This is a genomic window from Paraburkholderia eburnea (assembly GCF_002917095.1).
GTDB lineage: Bacteria > Pseudomonadota > Gammaproteobacteria > Burkholderiales > Burkholderiaceae > Paraburkholderia > Paraburkholderia eburnea.
On the sequence record NZ_PQGA01000024.1, the window covers coordinates 58,207 to 77,313 of the forward strand.

Genomic DNA, 19,107 nt, shown 5'->3' on the forward strand with positions numbered 1-19,107 from the left:
TGGTGTTTAAAGCGCTTATTGCTTCGATGATTGCAATGGTCTGATGCGCCCCTTCGCATTTACCGCGAGGCTCAGGATCATTATTATCTACCAGCGCTGTTCAAGCGATGAACAACGCTGGTCTCCAAACCGACTTCGACCTCCGCTTGCGCAAAGGCGGAGGTCTTTTTTTTGCCCGCATTACCGGCAATCGGCGCAACACGTCATTGCGTATTTTCAGGTATTCCGATTTTCCCTCTTTTGTAAATAAAGCATTGCGTTGGCGTGACGCAAACAAATATGCCGCTGAATTTATAATCCGCCGGGTGTTCGATTCGGTACTTAGAGATTCAAGCATCACGCGCGCCAGAATCAAAATTCAAAAGAGTGAGGAAAATGCGAAAAACAAGATTACCTCTCGCTGTTCTCATTGCCGGGATGTGCGTAGGTTCGACCGCCGCGCACGCGGATCAATGGGGCATTCAATTTGCCGGCGGCGTTGCCGACCATGACGTAAGGAAAGCGGATCTCGGCGTCGTGTGGGATCCGGGTTGGCAGTGGTGGAATATCGGCGGCTATCACTTCACCGTGGTCGGCGAAGGTCACGTGGCGTACTGGGACATCCGCGAGAAACCGTCCGCTAACGCAAACATCTGGGAGTTCGGCTTTACGCCGGTGTTCCGCTTCATCAGGAATTCAGGCTATATCCGGCCATTCGTCGAAGCGGGCGTGGGCGTGCGGTTGCTCTCGCACGTGGACGAAACACCGGACCGGAGCTTTTCATCGTCGTTCCAGTTCGCGGACATGGTGGGCGTAGGCGCGCAGTTCGGCGAGCACCAGAATTACCAGGCGGGTTTGCGCTTCCAGCATCTGTCGAATGCCGGGCTCAAACACCCCAACCCCGGCATTAATTTCAGCCAGATCTACGTGCAGTACAACTTCTAAAACCTGCGAGCACCGCCTACGCGCGCCTGCGTCCACACGTAGCGCGCGTTTTTTATTTATTTTCGCATTATGGTTGCAGGTGCAACGAATTACGCGATCACGTCAACCTGCACTTCTTCTCTTATTTTCACTAGATTCGCTACTTAATCGATCCATGCAACGAACAAGGTACAAAAACGAAACAAATAGATTCGAGGTATGAAAGGGGCATGATGGAGTCGTGAATAATATACGGGCATTTCCTTTCAAATGCCTTCTTAATTGCCAGAATCGCAACGGTGTTTGTTGATATCGGATGCCACCAGGCGAGCGATTCGCCTCTATGATTAGTCGCGACGTTTTACCGCAGCTCAGTCATGAGGACAGCATGGATCTAGCACAAATTCGCCGCGAGGCGTTTGCAATGCCGGTACACAATCCCGCGTATCCGCGCCCGCCGTTTCGCTTTATCAATCGCGAATATTTCGTCATCACCTACGAAACGGACCCCGATGCGCTGCGCGCCATCGTGCCCGAGCCGCTCAAGCCCGAAAATAATCTCGTGCATTACGAGTTCATCCGCATGCCGGATTCATCGGGTTTCGGCGATTACACCGAAAGCGGGCAGGTGGTCTCGGTGCGCGATCCGCAGGGGCGTCTGGCCAACTACACGCACTCGATGTATCTCGACGATGAAGGCCCGATCGCAGGCGGCCGCGAGATCTGGGGCTTTCCGAAGAAGCTCGCGCGCCCGGTGCTGAGCGTGGACGGCAACGACACGCTGCTCGGCACGCTCGACTATGGCACGCAGCGCGTGGCCACGGGCACGATGGGTTACAAGCACCATGTACTCAATAACGAAGACGAGCGCCGCAAGCTCGCCGATACGCCCAACTACCTGCTCAAAGTGATTCCGCACGTGGACGGCACGGCGCGCATCTGCGAACTCGTGCGCTTCTATCTGCGCGACGTGACGGTGCTGGGCGCGTGGAGCGGTCCGGCGGCAATCGAACTGCATCCGCACGCGCTTGCGCCCGTCGCGGATCTGCCGGTGCGCCGCGTGGTGGGTGCGCGTCACGTGATTGCGAATCTCACGCTGGATGTCGGCGAAGTCGCTTTCGACTATCTCGCCGCGACGGCCGATACCGCTGATATCGCCGATAAACCGGCGCGTCAGAGCGATGAAGAACCCGCACTGGTCTGATTTTTACCCGATTCAATAAGGATTACTTATGTCGTTGAATAACAAGGTCGCCGTGATTACCGGCGCAGCAAGCGGAATTGGCGAACATTGCGCGCGTACGTTCGCGCAGCAGGGCGCAGCGGTCGTGATCGCCGACCTGAATCTAGCCGCGGCGGGCAAGGTTGCTGACAGCATCGTTTCGGCTGGCGGCCGGGCGCTCGCGGTGGCGATGGACGTCACCAATGAAGAAGCCGTGAACGCGGGTATCGAAGAAGCGGCGAAGGTGTTCGGCGGCATCGACGTGCTGGTCTCCAACGCCGGCATCCAGATCATCAGCCCCGTCGATGAATTCGCCTTCGGCGACTGGAAGAAGATGCTCGCGATCCACCTTGACGGCGCGTTCCTCACCACCAAGGCCGTGCTCAAGCACATGTACGGCAGCGGCAAGGGCGGCTCGATCGTCTACATGGGCTCGGTGCACTCGCACGAAGCGTCGAAGCTCAAGGCTGCCTATGTGACGGCCAAGCACGGTCTGCTCGGTCTTGCGCGCGTGGTCGCCAAGGAAGGCGGTCCGCGCGGCGTGCGCGCCAATGTGGTTTGCCCGGGCTTCGTGCGCACGCCGCTGGTGGACAAGCAGATTCCCGAGCAGGCGAAGGCGCTGGGCATTACCGAAGCGGAGGTCGTCAAGAACGTGATGCTCAAGGACACCGTCGATGGCGAATTCACCTCGCTCGACGACGTCGCCAACACCGTCGCCTTCCTCGCGGGCTTCGGCTCCAACGCGCTGACGGGCCAATCGGTGCTCGTCACGCACGGCTGGTCGATGCACTAAGGAGTGTCTATGCGCAGCAGCAATACAATCGCCCATAAAGCGCACAACCCGGAGCGCAAGCCGTTTGAGTTGCCGCGCTACGACGAAATCGCACTCGTCCTGCAAGGCGGCGGCGCGCTCGGCTCCTATCAGGCCGGCGTGTTCGAAGGGCTTGCGCAGGCGGGCGTGGAACCGCACTGGATCGCGGGCGTGTCGATCGGCGCGCTCAACACGGCGATCATCGCGGGCAACGCGCCCGAGCAGCGCGTCGCCGCCTTGCGCGGCTTCTGGGAGTCGATCTGCCATCCGCTCGACTGGTTCGGCAATCTTGGCTCGCTTGCGCTGCCGCTGTTCGGTCACAACGACCTTGCGCGCCGCTGGGCCAGCATGTGGGCTGCGGGCCGCGCGCTCACCGAAGGTCAGCCCGGCTTTTTCGCGCCGCGCCGGCCACTGCCGGTCGCGGGCCTCCATAAGACGCCGCCCAGCGCGGTGAGCTATTACGACACCGCCGCGCTCAAGGCGACCCTGCAACGCTTCGCCGATTTCGAGCGCATCAACGATGGGCCGATCCGGGTGTCGGTGGGCGCCGTGAACGTGCGCAGCGGCAACCTGGTGTACTTCGACAACACGAAGATGCGCCTCGAACCCGAGCACTTCATGGCCTCCGGCGCGCTGCCGCCGGGCTTTCCTGCCGTCGAGATCGAAGGCGAATACTACTGGGACGGCGGTCTGGTTTCGAATACCCCGCTCACGGAGGTGCTGCGTGATGCGGACCACAAGGACACGCTGGTTTTTCAGGTCGATCTATGGAGCGCCAGCGGTAATGCGCCCGCCGACTTCCTCGACGTGGCCGAGCGCGCGAAGGACATCCAGTATTCGAGCCGCACGCGCGCCATCACCAACATGCTCGCCGACCGCCAGAAGCACGCACGCTTCATCAAGGAGCTACTGGAGCACGTGCCGGCCGATGCTCGCCGCAGCGACCCGCTGTTCCGGCTCGCCGAAACCGTGGCCGACGGCTCTTCGATCAACGTGGTGCATCTGATCTACAAGAACAAACCGTATGAAGGCCACTACAAGGACTACGAGTTCAGCATCGATACGATGGAGGAGCACTGGTCGAGCGGACTGGAAGATATTCGCGCGTCGTTCTCGCATCCCGACTGGTTCACGGTGCCGAGCCGCGAGCAGGGTTTCGTGACGCACGATATCCACCGCCGCGCGGGCGAGGTGCCGGAATCCGACCGCAACGATCTGCCGACGGCTCACGAGCCGGTGGACTTGCAATTGCCCGCGTAAGGCGCGTCCGGCACGAAGTGTGACCCCAGGCGGCGAGTGCGCTTTCGCGTTCGCCGCGTTTATCCTGTGCGCCTCGCGGGCGCTGCTACATGTCGTAGTCCGAAGGATGCTGATAGACGCGCAGCCCGAATTCGGGCTGCACGGCGTCGCGATGAATACGCGGATGGCGTTGCAGATACTCACGCATAACACGCCTGTCACGCCAAGGGCCGCGATCAGGCGAAGGGCGGCTCGCTTTGCCAGTCGAAAAAGTCCGGCATGTCCGTGGAAACACGGTTCGGAAACGCGGCAGGGCGCTTTTCCAGGAACGCGCTCACGCCTTCGGCGGCGTCGGCCGAGCGCCCGCGTGACTGGATCGCGCGGCTGTCCAGCCGGTGCGCCTCCATCGGATGACTCGCGCCCGCCATGCGCCAGATCATCTGGCGCGAGATGGCCGCGGAAACCGGCGCGGTGTTATCGGCGATCTCGCGCGCGAGCGCCGTTGCGGCGCCCAGCAGATCGCCGGGCGCGTGGACGGAGCGCACGAGGCCGCGCGCGAGCGCTTCGTCCGCGGTGAAGACGCGGCCCGTGTAGCACCATTCGAGCGCCGACGAAATCCCCACCACGCGCGAAAGAAACCATGACGACGCGGCTTCCGGCGTGATGCCGCGCCGCCCGAACACGAAGCCGAATTTGGCGTCGCTGGACGCGAGGCGGATGTCCATCGGCAACTGCATCGTCACGCCGATGCCGACCGCCGGCCCGTTGACCGCCGCGATCACGGGCTTGAGGCTGCGGAAGATGCGCAGCGCCACACGGCCGCCGCCGTCGCGATGCACGGTCTCCTCGCTCGTTCCCAGGCGCTTCGCGTAGTCGAAGGTCTCGCCGCCCGAGGACAGATCGGCGCCCGCGCAGAACGCGCGGCCCGAGCCGGTGACGATCACGCAGCGCACGGCGTCGTCGGCGTCGGTGGCGTCGAAGGCCGCGATCAGCTCCTGCATCATCGTCGCGGTGAAAGCGTTGAGCTTTTCGGGGCGATGCAGCGTGATTGTGGCGATGCCGTCCTCGACGGCGTAGCGCAGCGTCTCGAATGACGGTTGGGCGGTATCAGTCATGGTGTCCTCGCGGGCGGAAAGTGCGTCATCAATATTGGGGCGGCTCGGATGCGGGCGAAAAGCGCGGCGCGCGCTTCTGCAGATTCGCGGCCACGGCTTCGCGCTGGTTCGCTCCGCCGATCAGCGCGTTCTGTTCGATCGACTCGGCGAGCAGCGTGGTGGCTGCGTCGCCATGCGCGGCGACATGCAACAGGCGTTTGGCGGCGCGGATCGCATCGGGGCTGCGCTGCGCGATTTCGCGCGCCGTCGCCAGCGCCTGCGCGCGCGGATCGTCGCTCACACGCGTCGCCAGACCCAGTTCGAGCGCCTCGTTCGCGCTCACCACGCGCGCCGTGTAGATCAATTCGCGCAGCCGGTCCTCGCGCACGAGGCCGCGCGTGAGTACCATGCCGCCCATGTCGGGCACGAGACCCCACTTCATTTCCATGACCGAGAGCCGCGTGTCGGGCGCCACAAAGCGCAGATCCGCGCCCAGCGCGAGTTGCAGACCGCCGCCGAACGCCACGCCATGCAGCGCGGCAATCACGGGCACCGGCAGATCGCGCCAGAGCATGCAGATGTGCTGCGCGTAATTCGACAGGCCGTGCGTGCGCTCGGCGATGGGCGTTTTGCGGCCCACCTCGTCGAGCGCGGCCATGCTCTCCAGATCCAGGCCCGCGCAGAATGCATTGCCGTTGCCGGAGAGCACCACGGCACGCAAATCGGCTTCGCGCGCGAGGCGCTCGCCCGCCGCGATGATCGCGTCGAACATCGCGGGACTCAGCGCGTTCATTTTTTGCGGACGATTGAGCCGCACATCGGCGACACCGTCTGCAATGGCGATCTCGACGAGCGAGGTCGTATCCTGGATCATGCCAACTCCTTGTTTGTTGTCTGTATTTGCGTATTCACCACGTATCGACAAAGCGTCTGCCCGGGTGCGCGCGATCCGCGAAACCGTGGCTCGCGTTGAGTCCGCGCATGAGCCAGCGGCGCGTCTCCGCCGGATCGATCACGCTGTCGATTTCGAGGAAACTGGCCATATTGATAGCCTTGCCGTTGCGATAGGCGTCGGCGACCATGCGCTCGAACTGCGCCTCGCGCTGCGCGGGATCGTCGATCGCCGCGAGTTCCTTCGCATAGCCCAGGCGCACCGCGCCCTCCAGCCCCATCGCGCCGAATTCGCCGCTGGGCCATGCGATCGTGAAGAGCGGCGCGTGAAAACTGCCCGCTGCCATCGCCTGCGCGCCCAGGCCGTAACCCTTGCGCAGCACCACGGTGAAGAAGGGCACGCGCAGGCTCGCGCCGGCGACGAACATGCGCGAGACATGGCGCACGGTGGCCTGCTTCTCCGCTTGCGGGCCGACCATGAAGCCTGGCGTGTCGCACAGCGAAAGCAAAGGCAGGCCGAAGGTGTCGCAAAGCTGCATGAAACGCGCGGCCTTGTCGCCGGCCTGGGCGTCGATTGCGCCGCCCAGGTGCATCGGATTATTAGCAAGCAATCCGAAGGGCTTGCCTTCGATGCGGACCAGCGCGGTGATCAGCCCCGGCGCGAACGCGCGGCGCAGTTCGAGCATGGAATCCTGATCGACCAGCATCTCGATCACGCGGCGAATGTCGTAGACGCGCAGGCGGTTTTCGGGAATCGCCTCGCGTAGCAGGCGTTGGTCGGCGCAGGTCCAGTCTGCAATCGGCCCCTGAAAATACGAGAGATAGTGTTTCGCGACCTGCACGGCGGCGGCTTCGTCGTCCACCAGCACGTCGATCACACCGTTAGGCGCCTGCACGCTCGCCGGGCCGACTTCCTCCGGCGTGAACTTGCCGAGCCCGCCGCCTTCGATCATCGCCGGTCCCGCCATGCCGATGCTCGCGTTACGCGTGGCGATGATGACGTCGCAGCAGCCGAGCAGCGCGGCATTGCCCGCGAAGCAGCGGCCCGACACCACGCCCACGAGCGGCACCTGTCCCGAAAGCCGCGCCATGCTCGCGAAGGTGCGGCAGTCGAGCCCCGCGACGCCCACATGATCCGTGTCGCCGGGCCGCCCGCCGCCGCCCTCCGCGAACAGCACGAGCGGCAGACGCCATTGCTCGGCGAGTTGCAGCATGCGGTCGGTCTTCTTGTGGCTCATCATGCCCTGCGTGCCCGCGAACACCGTGTAGTCGTAGGCGACGGCCATGCAGCGCGCCGCCTCGCCGCCCACGCGCGCGGCATTCACGGTGCCGATGCCCGCGATCAGGCCATCGGCGGGGCTTTGCGTAATCAGGTCGTCGAGCGGGCGGCGGCCGCGCTGCGCGGCCAGCGCGAGCGCGCCGTATTCCACGAAGCTATCGGCATCGAGCAGATCGTCAAGGTTTTCGCGCGCGGTGCGCTGGCCCGTCTTGCGGCGCCTGGCGACCGCGTGCGGGCGGCGTTCGTCGCGCGTGAGCGCGTGACGCTCCAGCACCTCGGCGAGGTCGGCGCGGATGTGCGAGAGATCGCGGCTCTCTTCGCTTTGCATCTGCACGGAGGCGACGTCGGCGGGTTCGATGAACACGAGCGGCGCGCCTTCGAATACCGTGTCATTCGGCTCAGCGGACAGCGCGCGGACGATGCCGCTTTGCGTGGCCTCGACTACGAATTCCATTTTCATCGCTTCGAGCACGGCAATCTGCTGGCCGATGGCGACGGTGTCGCCGGGCTGCACGTCGAGGCACACCAGCACGCCCTGGCTCGGCGCGGTGAGCGCCACGCATCCGGGCGGTGCAACGTGTGTTTGCGAGGAGAGCGCGTCGTGCGAAACGCCCGGACTTACCGCATCGGCGCGGAAAAAGCGTTCCGGTTGCGTATCGTTCGAAGTCGCCAGCAACTCGCCGATATGCCGCTCGATGAAGCGCGTGTCCACCGCATAGTCCGGCAATTCGGCACGTCGTAAAAGCGCCTGCAAAAAGCCGATATTGTTCGCGACGCCTTCCAGCCGGAATTCGCCCAGGCCACGCGCCGCCCTGCGCAAGGCTCCCGGAAAGTCATCGGCGTGAGCGATCAGCTTGGCGATCAGCGAATCGTAATTCGGGCTGGTGGCATAACCCGCGTAACCGTAGCCATCCACGCGCAAGCCCGCGCCGCTTGGCGGCTCGTAGGCGACCAGCACGCCGCCTGCTGCGCGCGCGCTGCCGTCAGCCTGCATCGCTTCCAGATTGACGCGCGCCTGCACGGCGTAACCACGCACGGGTGGCGGTTCGGATAACTTGAGATCGGCAAGCGTGGCGCCCTGCGCGAGCGATAGTTGCGCGCGCACCAGATCGACGCCGGTGACGGCCTCGGTCACGCAATGCTCGACCTGCACGCGCGGATTCGCCTCCATGAAGACGAAGTCGCCGCGCGCGATATCGACGAGAAACTCGAACGTGCCGATGCCGCGATAGTTCACGGCGCGCGCGAGCGTGAGCGCCGCGTCGATGATCGCGCGGCGCAGCGTGGCGTTCAGACCTGGCGCGGGCGCGATTTCGATCACTTTCTGATGCCGCCGTTGCAGGCTGCAATCGCGTTCCCACAAATGGCTCGCGTGCGCGCCGTCGCCGACGATCTGCACTTCGACATGGCGCGCGTGGTCGAGCAGGCGCTCGACATAGAGCGCGCCGTCGCCGAAGGCGGTGCGGGCTTCGGATTCGCAGCGTGCAAAGGCATCGTCGAGGCTGGCGGCGTCGCGTACCGCGCGCATGCCGCGCCCGCCGCCGCCCGCGAGCGCCTTGACCATGATTGCGCCGTGTTCGGCGAGAAACGCGTGCGCTTCGGCGAGTGTCGTCGCGCGGTTCGTGCCCGCCGCGAGCGGCACGCCGCAGCGCGCCGCCAGTTCGCGCGCGCGCGCCTTGTCGCCGAATGTGCGCAAGACCTCGGGCGACGGCCCGATGAAGCGCAGGCCCGCATCCTCGCAGCGCTGCGCAAAATCGGCGCGCTCGCTCAAAAAGCCGTAGCCGGGATGTACGGCGTCGCAGCCATGCGCGTGCGCGGCTTCGATCAGCGCATCGATGTTCAGATAAGCCGCCGCGCCGCGGCCCGCGAGCGGCACGGCGAGATCGGCGCGGCGCACGTGCAGCGCGCGGGCGTCGTCCTCGGCATGGACGGCGATGCTGCGCATACCCGCCTCGGCGACGGCGCGCGCGATGCGAATGGCGATCTCGCCACGATTGGCGATCAGCACGGTTTTCATGTTCGTCACAGCAGTTTGTCCAGTTCCTGTTTCCTGACCTTGCCGGTCGCGGTCATCGGCAATGCGTCGATCACGCGGATTTCCGGCACCTTGTACACGGCCATCGAGGCGCGGCACCACGCGGCGAGTTCGTCCGCGCTTGCACCGCTGCCAGGCTTGAGCACGACGAAGGCGACCGGCTGCTGACCGCGCGCCTCATCGGGCCGCCCGACCACGGCGCTGCCGAGAATCGCAGGGTGCTGGCCGAGCAGCGCTTCCAGTTCGCTCGGAAAGACGCTCATGCCGTTCACCTTGAGCATCTCCTTGCGGCGGCCCAGATAGCGGATAAAGCCTGTTTCGGTGAGCGTGGCGAGGTCGCCCGTGTGCAGCCAGCCGTTGCGCAGTGCCTCGGCGCTTGCCTGTTCGCGCTGCCAGTAACCCTTGAAGAGCGAGGGCGAGCGCACGCAGAGTTCGCCTTCGCTGCCGGGCGGCAGCAGAGCGCCGCTCGCGAAGTCGCAGATCTTGAATTCGGTGCCGGGCACGGGCAGGCCCACGAAAGTCGGTTGGGCGCGCAGGTCGTCGTCGTCGTCCTGCATGCCGAGCGTGAAGGTGTCGCAGGTGTGCGTCTCGGTCATACCGTAGCTGAATTCGTAAAGCGTGCAGCCCGTGAGATCGCGCCAGCGCTCGCGATAGCCGCGCGTGAGCTTCTTGATGAACGAGATCGCGCCCACCTGGCGCAGCGAGGCATAGTCGAATTCACGCACGCGCGGGTGATCGAGCACTTCGGCGACGCTGTCGACCAACATGCCGCAATGGCTCACGCGGTAATGCGCGACGGCACGCATCCAAGCAAGCGGGTCCCAGCGCGCGAGCAGCACGAGCGCCGCGCCTGCGAAGACGGGAAACAGCAGGCCCGCGTTTTCGCCCGCGATCCAGAACTCGGGCAGGAAGTTGAGGAACACGGCGTTGCGGTCCGCCCGCAGCGCGACGGGCAAGAAGCTCGCGCAGGTGTAGAGCATGTCGCCGTGCGTGTGGATGCAGCCCTTCGGCAGGCCCGTCGTGCCGCCTGTGTAGTTGAGCGCGGCGATGTCGTCCAGTTGCGGTTCATGGAAGGGTGCGCTCCGGCTGACGTTGTCGAGCGCGCTAAGCAGATCGATGGCGTGGCCGCTTGCGCATTTCGGTGCGAGCACAACGTCCGGCAGAGGTATGGGGGCAGCGTCGCCGCTTTGCGCGCCGCGCATCTCGCCCACGTTGGTTGCGATCACGGTACGCAACGCGCACTCGTCGCGTACCTGTTCGACGATAGGCAGGAGTTGATCGGCGCAAATCACGACCTGCGCGCCGCTGTCCTTGAGTTGATAGCCGAGTTCGAGCGCCTTCGACAAAGGGCTGACCGGTGCATGCACCGCGCCGAGCTTGAGAATGCCGTAGAACGCCACGTGCATCTGCGGGCAGTTGGGCATGAAGACGGCCACGCGGTCGCCCGCTTTCACGCCCAGTTCCGCAAGCAGCGCTGCGCAGCGCTCGCTCAGTGAATCGAGTTCGCCGTAGCTCAGTGTGCGACCGTAAAAGTGCAGGGCGGGGCGCTGCGGATCGCGGCGCGCCCATTCGCGCAGATACGCCGTCAAGGGCCGCTGGCCCAGCGGATACTGCGGCTCGCGTGGCGTGCCCGCGGGCCACGCGCGCGCCCAGAGGTCGTGCAGATGCGCCAGATACTCGTGTTCGTTCATCGGGAGCCTCGCGGATTCGGCGGGTCGTCATGCGCGGTGAATGACGCCGTTGTACTTCATTGCGCCTCATTGCACCTCGGAATGGACTTCGGACCAGACCATCCATGATGTGCACGATTGCCGCTTCACGCGCCTGCGGTTTTTCCCGGTTGACATTATCGAACGATCGTGCGATTTGTTTCGATGCCGCGGACGCCTGCCGCGTTCGTGTCGTTCCCTCTGCATCACCCACTCACTCACCGTCAACGCGTGAGAAGAAAGGAGACAGCGCATGGAGTCGAAAAACGTACCCGAAGTGGCCGAGCTGCTGGAAGGTTCGCCGAAGAACTGGGGCAAGTGGGGCAGCGACGACGAGGTCGGCTCGCTCAACTATCTGACTCAGGCCGAGGTGCTGCGCGGCGTGGCGTCGGTGCGCTCGGGCAAGACCTTCACCCTGCAGATCCAGATGGGCCACCCCAAGGGCGATCCGGTCTGGCCTGGACGTTCGCAGGCGCGCCGCATCAACGTGATGGACAAGGGCCATTACATGTGCGGCAAGGGCCCGCTTTTCCCGGGCCTCGCCGAATACGCCGACGACATGATGATCATGTACCTGCAAGGCTCGACGCAGTACGACGCACTCGGTCACGTCTGGTATGGCGATCAGCTCTGGAACGGCTACGACGCCAGATCGACCATCGGCGGGCTGGAGAAGGCCAGCGTGCTGCCCATCGCCGAGCGCGGCGTGGTCGGGCGCGGCGTGCTGATCGACATGGCGCGTCATCGCGGCAAGGCGGTGCTAGATCCGGGCGAAACCTTCACGCACGAAGACCTGCTTGCGGCGGCGAAGGCGCAGGGCGTGAGCATCGAAAAGCGCGACATCCTCGTGATTCGCACGGGCTGGATCGGCTCGTTCTACGAGCGCGACCAGGCGCAGTTCTACGAGAACTTCGTGGAGCCGGGGCTGACCTATAGCCGCGAACTGGTCGAGTGGTTCCACAAGATGGAGATTCCCAACCTCGTGACCGACACCATCGCGAACGAAGTGACCGTCGATCCGGTCTCGGGCGTGGCGCTGCCGCTGCATAACGCGCTGATGCGCAACCTGGGCGTGACGCTCACGGAAATCGCGCAGCTCGACCCGCTCGCCGCCGATTGCGCCGACGACGGCCAATGGTCCTTCCTCTACACGGCCGCGCCGCTCAAGGTGGTGGGCGGCAGCGGCGCGCCGGTCAATCCGGTGGTGGTGAAGTAGGCGTAGCATCGCCTTCCTGATGTCGATACGGCGCACACCGAGGCTGTTGCCGCGTGCGCCATGTCGATGCGTCGATTCGTTGATTCCCCCGCCGGAGCGCTCATGACGCCCTACGCCAGCAAGCCGTGGCTCGCCCATTACGCGAGCGGACACACGGCGACGATTTCCCAGGACTACCCCGACGCCTTGAGCCTGTTTCGCGCCGCCGTCGCGCGTGCGCCCGAGCACAAGGCGCTGCTGTACTTCGACGGCGCGCTGAGCTACGCCGAACTCGATCAGCAGTCCGATGCACTCGCGTGCGCGTGGCTCGAACGCGGTCTCGTGCGTGGCGACCGGATCGCGATCTATCTGCAGAATGTGCCGCAATTCGTGATCGCGCTGGTGGCGGCCTGGAAGATCGGCGCGACCGCCGTGCCCGTGAATCCGATGAACCGTGCGCGCGAATTGCGTGTGCTGCTGGCGGATTCTGGCGCGCGCGTGCTCGTGTGCCACGGGACGCTTTATGAGGACGTGGTGCGCCCGCTGCTCGCGGAAGAAGCCGAACGTGCGGCGCGTGGCGAAGCGTGCGTCACATCGTACGTCACACCGCGCGTCATGACGACATCGGCGCTCGAATACCAGACGCGCAACGACGCGCGTCTCTTCGCGGGCATGACGCGCCACGATACGCACGTCGATGCCGAAGACTTCGCCAGCGTGATCGCCGCGCATCGCGGCCAGAAGCCACCCGCCGTCGAATTACGCGGCGACGATATCGCCATGCTCGTCTACACCTCGGGCACCACGGGCGTGCCCAAGGGGGCGATGAACACGCACGGCAACGTCGCCTTCAACGCGCAGGTCTATCGCGATTGGGTCGGCCTGCGTGAAGGCGCGCCAATTCTCGGCGTCGCGCCGCTCTTTCACATCACGGGACTGGTTGGTCACGTGGGCGCGGCCTTCATTTGCGCCGCGCCGCTTGTGCTCGCGTTCCGCTTCGAGCCGGGCGTGATTCTCGACGCCATCGCCGAGCACAAGCCCGAATTCACCATCGGCGCGATCACGGTCTTTATCGCGCTGATGAACGATGCACGCGCGACGCGCGAACATTTCGCTTCGATGCGGCGCATCTATTCGGGCGGCGCGCCGATTCCGCCGAGTGTGATCGAGGCGTTTCGCGCGCGCTTCGGCCATTACATCCACAACGGCTACGGCCTGACGGAAACGAACTCGCCCACTCATGTCGTGCCCGTCGGCAGCGACGCGCCGGTGGATCACGCTTCGGGCACGCTTTCGATCGGTGTGCCGGCCTTCAATGTGGAGTCCTATATTGGCGACGATACGGGGCAGCCCCTCGCGCCCGGCGAGGTGGGCGAGATCATCTCGCGCGGGCCGATGGTGGTGCCGGGCTACTGGAACAAGCCGCAGGAAAGCGCGAAAGCGATTGTCGACGGCTTCTTTCGCACTGGCGACGTGGGCTTCATGGATGAGCGCGGCTGGTTTTATCTTGTCGATCGCAAGAAGGACATGATCAACGCGGGCGGCTACAAGGTCTGGCCGCGCGAGGTGGAAGACGTGCTGTACACGCATCCGGCCGTGCGCGAAGCGGCCGTGGTGGGCGTGCCCGACAGCTATCGCGGCGAGACGGTCAAGGCGGTGGTGAGCCTCAAGCCGCAGACGAGCGCGACGCCGGAAGAACTGATCGAATACTGCAAGGCGCGCATGGCGGCGTACAAGTATCCGCGCATCGTCGCGATCATCGACGAATTGCCCAAGACCGTGACGGGGAAAATCCTGCGTCGGGAGTTGCGAGGTTAAGCCGTGGCGCGGCGCGCGCATCCAGCGCGCCATCCGATTTGAGACGCCGATATAGTGTGTGGCCGTTTGCCGGTGCAACGCCGGCAAACGCACTACAACAGCAACAGGTATCGGCCAGCAGAGATCGGGAGCGTGGCAGCGGATGGGTGAAATGGAAGTGGAGGCAGGCGACGCTCGGGGAGCGACGCCAGAACAGGTGCGCTTTTCTTATGCCGGACAGGTCACGACGCCGCTCAAGCGCCTGGTGATCGAAACCATCGAGCGCTGGACGTCGCGTGCAAAGCTGGAGCGCCTGTACCGGCATAACCGCATGCATCCGGTCGAAGGCGAAAGTTTCTGGCACGCGGCGGTGCGTCTGCTCCAGCTTGATGTCCGTTACGACGCCGATGCCCTCGCGCGCGCGCCCGCGCAAGGGCCGCTTGTCGTGATCGCCAATCACCCCTATGGCGTGCTGGACGGCATTACGCTGTGCAATCTGATTGAGCGTCTGCGGCCCGATTTCAAGCTGCTGGCCAGCTCCGTGCTCGCGCAGGCGCCTGAATTGCAGCCCTGGTTGCTGCCGGTGGATCTGTCGATCCGGGACGCCGCGCGCGCCACCAATGTCGCCGTGCGTCGCGAGGCGCTCGAACACGTGCAGCGCGGCGGCGCGCTGATCGTGTTCCCGGCAGGCCTCATTTCCGTGTCGCCCGATCGGTGCGGACGCCGGCGCGCGGTCGATCCCGCCTGGGGCAGTTTCACCGCGCAGCTTGTGCGGCGCACGGGCGCAACGGTGCTGCCGGTGTACTTCTGCGGCCAGAACAGCCGGCTATTCCAGATCGCCAGCCACATCGACCGCACGCTCAAGCTCGCGCTGATTTTCCGCGAGGTGGCGGCGCGCATCGGCACGCCGGTGACGGTGCGTATCGGCGCGCCCATCGCGCGCGAAGCATTGCGCCACGCGCGTAGCGACCGCGCGCTGATCGAGATGCTGCGCGAGCGCACCTATGCGCTCGGCGACAGCGAAGCCGACGCGCTTTAACGCAGCCGCACGCGCATTTTCATGCCGTATTGCGGGCGCATCGTCACGCGTACCTGCGGCATGACGGGATGGCCCGGCGCAAGATCGAAACGAAAGCGCCGCAACAAATGCCGCAACACGACGATCATCTCGCTCATCGCGAAGCCCATGCCGATACAGGTACGCCCGCCCGCGCCAAACGGCAGCCACGCGTGCCGCGCGATCTGCGCACGCTGCTCGCCGAGAAAACGCGCCGGGTCGAAGCGGTTCGGCTCTCGCCACAGTGTCTCGTGCCGATGCAGCACGTAAGGCGCGACGGTCACGATGGTCCCTGCGGGAATGGTCACGCCCGACACGGCATCGGCCTCGCGCGCGATGCGGCTCATCATCGGAATCGGCGGATAGAGGCGGAGTGTTTCTTCGATGACGGCGCGCACGAGCGGCAGATCGGCGAAATGCGGTCCTTCGTGCGCGAACGTATCGATTTCGGCTTCGACGCGCGCGCGCCAGTGCGGCGACTGCGAGAGCAGATAGAGCGTCCACGTGAGCGCGTTGGCGCTGGTCTCGTGACCCGCGCCGATGAACGTGACGATGTTGTCATGCACCTCGCGCGTGCTCAATGCCTCGCCCGCCGGGTCGCGCGCGCTGAGCAGATGTGTGAGCAGATCGGGCGGCGCGCTCTCGCCGCTGTCGAGCATGCGCCGACGCGCGTCGATCATTCCGTCCACGACCTGCGCCGCGAAGCGCAGCGTGCGGCGCCCCTTGAAGCGGTTCCAGCGCGGCAGCCAGTCCGGCATGCCGATGAGGTCGAGATAGTCGAGCCGCCCGAGCGTTTCGAGGTATTGCGCGACGGTCTTCTGAAACATCGACGGCACATAGTCGAGTCCCGCGCTAAAGAGCGTGTGCTCCAGAATCTCCAGCGTGAGACGCCCCATTTCGTCGGCGATATCGAGCGTGCGGTCGCCATTCGCGGCCTGCGCGACGGCAGCGATGCGCGCGGCCGATTGCGCGGCCGCGGCATCTTGGGCCGCGGCGAGCGCATTCATGCGCGGCGGCGAGAAGAACGGCGCGAGCATCTGACGCTGACGGCGCCAGGCATCGCCGTTCGCCGTGACGAGCCCGACTCCCAGCGCGGGGCGCAGCAGCCGCAACTGCAGTTCGTTCTTCTCGTAGTTGCGCGCGTTGTCCACGAAGATGTGGCGGATCGCGACGGGATCGCTGATGAGCGCGCGACGGTCGACGATAGTTTTGCGCAACTGGATCGGCAGCCTGAAATCGGCCTCGGTCCAGATGTCGAGCACGTTGCGGCGTATCGTCAGCAGCAGGGCGAGCGGGCCAAGCGGCGCGCGATGCGGCGTCGGCGCGGGAGGATAAAAGGCAGACGGCTCAAGCATGTTCAGAAGTCCAAAGCAATGCGCTTTAGCGCTGGGGCTGGCTGCGCGACGTCGCGGCGTCGCGCAGCAGCCAGGCGAGGCCCCACACGCCGTGTGCGGCGAAGGCGAGCAGCAGCGCTGGCGGCACGGCATGGCATGGACTCCATTGCACGAAGCCGAGCGCGGGCATGGCCGGCAACGCGAATACCAGTACGATCCAGCCGATCAGCCCCCAGCGCCGGGCGTCGCAGTGCGCGCCGAGCGCAATGGTGCCGAACAGCGTTGCCGCCATCAGCGCGGAAGGATGCGCCAGTGCGTTTTCGGGCTGCTGATTGAGCCAGCAGATCAGCAGCCCATAGAGCAGGGCACCTCCCACGGCGACAAAGAGGCCGTCCAGGACGCGCGCCTCACTGGCCGTTTGCGCGGGCCATGCACAACCGAAGTGGCGCAGGATCGGCTCATTGCTCGCGCGCAGCGGGTTGCGGCTATTCGCGATGCCGTCCACCCCATAGCGCGCGGTCTCGGTGGGATCGGCTTGCGCGAAGGTGCCGAACATCTTGTCCCACAACAGCAGCGTGCCGCCGAAATTACGGTTGAAATAGCGGGCTTCCGCGCGATGATGTACGCGGTGATGCAGGGGCGTCACGAGAAAGCGGTCGAGCCAGCTCGCCGAGCGCACGAGGCCGCTATGGTTGAAGAATTGCACGGCGTAATGAAACGAGGACACCGCGACGTAAAGGTCGAGCGGCAAGCCGATCAGCGCGAGCAGGCCAGTGAACGGCAAGTCCGTGATCGAGGCATACCAGGAGTTGCGGTTGCACAGCGACAGATCGAAATGCTCGCCCTGGTGATGCACGACATGCACCGACCAGAGCAGGCCGATCGCGTGGTGCGCGCGATGTCGGCAGTAAAAGCAGAGATCCCAGGCGAAGAATGCGAACACCCATTGCAGCGCGCGTGGCCACCGATCGACCCAATGCAGGTTGAAGTGCGCGAGCACGGCCGCATAGGCGGCGATCTCGACGCCACGGAACACCCACATCAGGATATGGCCGGAATTCAGGTTGAAAACCAGCTCGGGCCAGCTTGTCCGATCGTGCCGCACGAGGCGCAGCGCAAGCTGTTCCGCAAGGATCAGACAGCCGCCGATGGCGCAGGCGAGAGCGGATGGAGTCATGCTGCAGGCATTATTCTTGGTTTCGCGAGATGAACGGGGCGGGGTGCTAAGGCGTCCGATTATAGAGTGCTGGAGCGTGATCTCATTTTGTCTGGGCCAGCTCGTTGACCAATAGGTGCGGGCTATGACGGGCAGAGTTAATCGATAGTTGTCGATGATCGCGATCCCACGGTGTAATGCGTCATCGGGTTGCGCGCAATGAAAGCGTGGAGGAGAAAAAGTGAAAATCGTGGTGCCGGTCAAGCGTGTTGTCGATTACAACGTGAAGGTTCGCGTGAAGTCGGATGGCACGGGCATGGATGTCGCCAATGTGAAGTTCTCGATGAATCCGTTCGACGAAATCGCCGTGGAAGAGGCGGTGCGATTGAAGGAAGCGGGCGTGGCTAGCGAGGTCATCGCGGTTTCTTGCGGTGTTTCGCAGAGCCAGGAAACGCTGCGCACGGCGCTGGCGATTGGTGCCGATCGCGCGGTGCTGATCGAATCCGATGACGAATTGCAGCCGTTGGCCGTGGCGAAGCTTTTAAAAGCGCTGGTACACAAGGAGCAGCCCTCGCTTGTCATTCTGGGTAAGCAGGCCATCGACGACGATTCGAACCAGACTGGCCAGATGCTTGCTGCTTTGGCTGGGCTTCCGCAAGCGACCTTCGCTTCGAAGATCACGGTCGCCGACGGTAAGGCCACGGTTGCGCGTGAAGTCGATGGCGGTGCGGAAACGCTCTCGCTGACGCTGCCCGCAGTGGTGACGACGGACCTGCGCCTGAACGAGCCGCGCTACGTCACGCTGCCGAACATCATGAAGGCGAAGAAGAAGCCGCTGGAAACGATCAAGCCTGAAGACCTCGGTGTGGACGTCACGCCGCGCCTGAAGACGCTCAAGGTTGTCGAGCCGCCGAAGCGCTCGGCAGGCGTGAAGGTCGCCGACGTGAAGACGCTGGTCGAGAAGCTGAAGACCGAAGCCAAGGTGCTGTAAGGAGCGATGGAAAAATGACGAATCTGGTGAATCTGGTGAATCTGGTAATCGCTGAACACGACAACGCATCCATCAAGGCGGCAACGCTGAACACGGTGGCAGCAGCGTTGAAGATCGGCGGCGACGTGCACGTGCTGGTCGCGGGTCACAACGCTCAAGCGGCTGCCGACGCGGCTGCAAAGATCGCGGGCGTGTCGAAGGTGCTGCTCGCCGACGCGCCGCAACTCGCGCAAAGTCTGGCCGAGAACGTCGAAGCGACGGTTCTGGGCATTGCAAAGAACTACTCGCACATCCTGGCTCCGGCAACGGCATCGGGCAAGAACGTCACGCCGCGTATCGCCGCGAAGCTCGACGTCGCGCAGATCAGCGACATCACGGCTGTGGACTCGCCGGA

General features: G+C 64.5%; 15 protein-coding genes and 1 pseudogene. 10 read left to right on the forward strand and 6 right to left on the reverse strand.

Going from position 1 to position 19,107, the window contains the following annotated elements:
- The first annotated feature begins 107 nt into the window (after positions 1-107).
- From B0G62_RS31820 to B0G62_RS27430, 5 genes are all read left to right on the forward strand, one after another.
- Positions 108-491, forward strand: coding sequence for a hypothetical protein (locus B0G62_RS31820; protein WP_167401349.1), 384 nt, complete (start codon positions 108-110; stop codon positions 489-491).
- Entirely contained in the window at positions 376-924 is a 549-nt protein-coding gene (locus B0G62_RS27415) for an acyloxyacyl hydrolase (RefSeq protein WP_244193395.1), read from the forward strand. The genes B0G62_RS31820 and B0G62_RS27415 overlap by 116 nt, the downstream gene beginning before the upstream one ends.
- 367 nt (positions 925-1,291) lie before the next feature.
- Positions 1,292-2,107 carry an acetoacetate decarboxylase gene (locus B0G62_RS27420; RefSeq protein ID WP_103707316.1) on the forward strand — a complete coding sequence of 272 codons (816 nt, stop codon included), beginning with the start codon at positions 1,292-1,294 and terminating at the stop codon, positions 2,105-2,107.
- A 28-nt stretch (positions 2,108-2,135) separates the two neighbouring features.
- On the forward strand, positions 2,136-2,918 hold the full coding sequence (locus tag B0G62_RS27425; RefSeq protein WP_103707317.1) for a 3-hydroxybutyrate dehydrogenase: 783 nt from the start codon (positions 2,136-2,138) through the stop codon (positions 2,916-2,918).
- A 9-nt stretch (positions 2,919-2,927) separates the two neighbouring features.
- Entirely contained in the window at positions 2,928-4,196 is a 1,269-nt protein-coding gene (locus B0G62_RS27430) for a DUF3734 domain-containing protein (RefSeq protein WP_103707318.1), read from the forward strand.
- 215 nt (positions 4,197-4,411) lie between these two features.
- Here the strand turns inward: B0G62_RS27430 and B0G62_RS27435 are convergent, their stop codons facing one another.
- From B0G62_RS27435 to B0G62_RS27450, 4 genes are read right to left on the reverse strand one after another with little or no spacing between them, the layout of a single operon-like run.
- A complete protein-coding gene (locus tag B0G62_RS27435) occupies positions 4,412-5,290 on the reverse strand; it encodes a crotonase/enoyl-CoA hydratase family protein (protein WP_103707319.1) in 879 nt (292 codons plus the stop codon).
- Positions 5,291-5,318: 28 nt separating this feature from the next.
- Positions 5,319-6,143, reverse strand: coding sequence for a crotonase/enoyl-CoA hydratase family protein (locus tag B0G62_RS27440; protein WP_103707320.1), 825 nt, complete (start codon positions 6,141-6,143; stop codon positions 5,319-5,321).
- A 34-nt stretch (positions 6,144-6,177) separates the two neighbouring features.
- Positions 6,178-9,456, reverse strand: coding sequence for a carboxyl transferase domain-containing protein (locus B0G62_RS27445; RefSeq protein ID WP_103707335.1), 3,279 nt, complete (start codon positions 9,454-9,456; stop codon positions 6,178-6,180).
- Between the two features lie 5 nt (positions 9,457-9,461).
- Positions 9,462-11,165, reverse strand: coding sequence for an AMP-binding protein (locus B0G62_RS27450; RefSeq protein ID WP_103707321.1), 1,704 nt, complete (start codon positions 11,163-11,165; stop codon positions 9,462-9,464).
- Positions 11,166-11,436: 271 nt separating this feature from the next.
- Here B0G62_RS27450 and B0G62_RS27455 point away from each other — a divergent pair, with 271 nt between their 5' ends.
- The 3 genes from B0G62_RS27455 (at position 11,437) to B0G62_RS27465 (ending at position 15,214) form a co-directional block, all read left to right on the forward strand.
- Positions 11,437-12,399, forward strand: a complete 963-nt coding sequence (locus tag B0G62_RS27455; RefSeq protein ID WP_103707322.1) for a cyclase family protein — start codon at positions 11,437-11,439, stop codon at positions 12,397-12,399.
- A 102-nt stretch (positions 12,400-12,501) separates the two neighbouring features.
- Positions 12,502-14,196 carry a class I adenylate-forming enzyme family protein gene (locus B0G62_RS27460; RefSeq protein WP_103707323.1) on the forward strand — a complete coding sequence of 565 codons (1,695 nt, stop codon included), beginning with the start codon at positions 12,502-12,504 and terminating at the stop codon, positions 14,194-14,196.
- Between the two features lie 151 nt (positions 14,197-14,347).
- Entirely contained in the window at positions 14,348-15,214 is an 867-nt protein-coding gene (locus tag B0G62_RS27465) for a lysophospholipid acyltransferase family protein (RefSeq protein ID WP_167401351.1), read from the forward strand.
- Here the strand turns inward: B0G62_RS27465 and B0G62_RS27470 are convergent.
- Both B0G62_RS27470 and B0G62_RS27475 read right to left on the reverse strand, forming a co-directional pair.
- Positions 15,211-16,587 carry a cytochrome P450 gene (locus tag B0G62_RS27470; RefSeq protein WP_167401352.1) on the reverse strand — a complete coding sequence of 459 codons (1,377 nt, stop codon included), beginning with the start codon at positions 16,585-16,587 and terminating at the stop codon, positions 15,211-15,213. The genes B0G62_RS27465 and B0G62_RS27470 overlap by 4 nt on opposite strands.
- Before the next feature lie 25 nt (positions 16,588-16,612).
- Complete coding sequence (locus B0G62_RS27475; RefSeq protein WP_103707326.1) at positions 16,613-17,743, reverse strand: sterol desaturase family protein; 1,131 nt, start codon at positions 17,741-17,743, stop codon at positions 16,613-16,615.
- Positions 17,744-17,963: 220 nt separating this feature from the next.
- Here B0G62_RS27475 and B0G62_RS27480 point away from each other — a divergent pair, with 220 nt between their 5' ends.
- Positions 17,964-18,713: an electron transfer flavoprotein subunit beta/FixA family protein gene (locus B0G62_RS27480; protein WP_103707327.1), complete on the forward strand. Its 750-nt coding sequence runs from the start codon at positions 17,964-17,966 to the stop codon at positions 18,711-18,713.
- A 32-nt stretch (positions 18,714-18,745) separates the two neighbouring features.
- Positions 18,746-19,107, forward strand: a pseudogene (locus tag B0G62_RS27485) (electron transfer flavoprotein subunit alpha/FixB family protein); the annotation flags it as partial.

Coding starts and splice junctions, on each gene's coding strand:
- B0G62_RS31820 (WP_167401349.1), top strand. CDS start 108: ATGAACAACGCTGGTCTCCAAACCGACTTCGACCTCCGCTTGCGCAAA.
- B0G62_RS27415 (WP_244193395.1), top strand. CDS start 376: ATGCGAAAAACAAGATTACCTCTCGCTGTTCTCATTGCCGGGATGTGC.
- B0G62_RS27420 (WP_103707316.1), top strand. CDS start 1,292: ATGGATCTAGCACAAATTCGCCGCGAGGCGTTTGCAATGCCGGTACAC.
- B0G62_RS27425 (WP_103707317.1), top strand. CDS start 2,136: ATGTCGTTGAATAACAAGGTCGCCGTGATTACCGGCGCAGCAAGCGGA.
- B0G62_RS27430 (WP_103707318.1), top strand. CDS start 2,928: ATGCGCAGCAGCAATACAATCGCCCATAAAGCGCACAACCCGGAGCGC.
- B0G62_RS27435 (WP_103707319.1), bottom strand. CDS start 5,290: ATGACTGATACCGCCCAACCGTCATTCGAGACGCTGCGCTACGCCGTC.
- B0G62_RS27440 (WP_103707320.1), bottom strand. CDS start 6,143: ATGATCCAGGATACGACCTCGCTCGTCGAGATCGCCATTGCAGACGGT.
- B0G62_RS27445 (WP_103707335.1), bottom strand. CDS start 9,456: ATGAAAACCGTGCTGATCGCCAATCGTGGCGAGATCGCCATTCGCATC.
- B0G62_RS27450 (WP_103707321.1), bottom strand. CDS start 11,165: ATGAACGAACACGAGTATCTGGCGCATCTGCACGACCTCTGGGCGCGC.
- B0G62_RS27455 (WP_103707322.1), top strand. CDS start 11,437: ATGGAGTCGAAAAACGTACCCGAAGTGGCCGAGCTGCTGGAAGGTTCG.
- B0G62_RS27460 (WP_103707323.1), top strand. CDS start 12,502: ATGACGCCCTACGCCAGCAAGCCGTGGCTCGCCCATTACGCGAGCGGA.
- B0G62_RS27465 (WP_167401351.1), top strand. CDS start 14,348: ATGGAAGTGGAGGCAGGCGACGCTCGGGGAGCGACGCCAGAACAGGTG.
- B0G62_RS27470 (WP_167401352.1), bottom strand. CDS start 16,587: ATGCTTGAGCCGTCTGCCTTTTATCCTCCCGCGCCGACGCCGCATCGC.
- B0G62_RS27475 (WP_103707326.1), bottom strand. CDS start 17,743: ATGACTCCATCCGCTCTCGCCTGCGCCATCGGCGGCTGTCTGATCCTT.